Below are 781 nucleotides of genomic sequence, written 5' to 3'. Positions count from 1 at the left end.
CGTTGTAGGCAATTTTTATGAGACCGTTCCTAACGATTATATTGATTTTTTCATTCTTCACATCATTCAGTCAGAAATTCAACAAGTCAGTTAAAGACACAAGCATTACAAATTTCATGACTTGGCTTTTCCAAAGCGACACAGTTTTAAAAGCGGTTCGACATGTTGACAACGATATTTTAAAATGGCATGTTAACAACGTGGCATATCCAGACAGTAGTGAAATCGTACCGTATGAGTACGGGACTATTTTTAACAACCGCACTGGATTGACACAACTTCTGAGCCGTAAAGACGCAGCCTATTTCGCTGAACAAATAAATAGTCAACGTCGAAATAAATGGAACCTGAAAAACAAACGTATTCGGTTATATGACACAGTGGAACTTGTAAACAATCGTCTTGAGACCATCCTTTTTTCCTATTCGTTACCGCTGATTTCGATAAACGGAAAATATGCGGTCATCGTAGAAGCCTTTTACTGCGGACTTGTCTGCGGAGGCGGTTATTATAACCTGTATGAGCGACAAGAGGATAACACTTGGAGAAAGGTTAAGAGTTTCAATGAGTGGGCGGAATAAAACTGCCTACAACAGCGATTTGGCGTCAGTGGGGCGTGACGAATAGAATATCAACTATTTGCATCTTTCGGCTGTAGTCCCAGCACGACGTTCAATATTGAACTTTAGTTCTTACATTCATCATCAATAATTCTAATCAGCTTTGGTTATCGGCTGGACGTTATAAAATACCCCACCGAACGCCAAGCCGTTTTCCGTTG

General features: G+C 40.2%; 1 protein-coding gene. It reads left to right on the top strand.

The window, feature by feature from the left end:
- Positions 1 to 116: 116 nt before the first annotated feature.
- Positions 117 to 581 (top strand): hypothetical protein, encoded by a 465-nt coding sequence (locus D6024_RS26400; RefSeq protein WP_162945073.1) that lies wholly within the window; start codon positions 117 to 119, stop codon positions 579 to 581.
- Positions 582 to 781: the final 200 nt, after the last annotated feature.

This window comes from Flavisolibacter nicotianae, assembly GCF_003628535.1.
Taxonomy (GTDB): Bacteria; Bacteroidota; Bacteroidia; order Chitinophagales; family Chitinophagaceae; genus Flavisolibacter; species Flavisolibacter nicotianae.
This window is presented reverse-complemented; position numbering and strand designations above follow the sequence as displayed.

Coding starts and splice junctions, on each gene's coding strand:
- D6024_RS26400 (WP_162945073.1), top strand. CDS start 117: ATGACTTGGCTTTTCCAAAGCGACACAGTTTTAAAAGCGGTTCGACAT.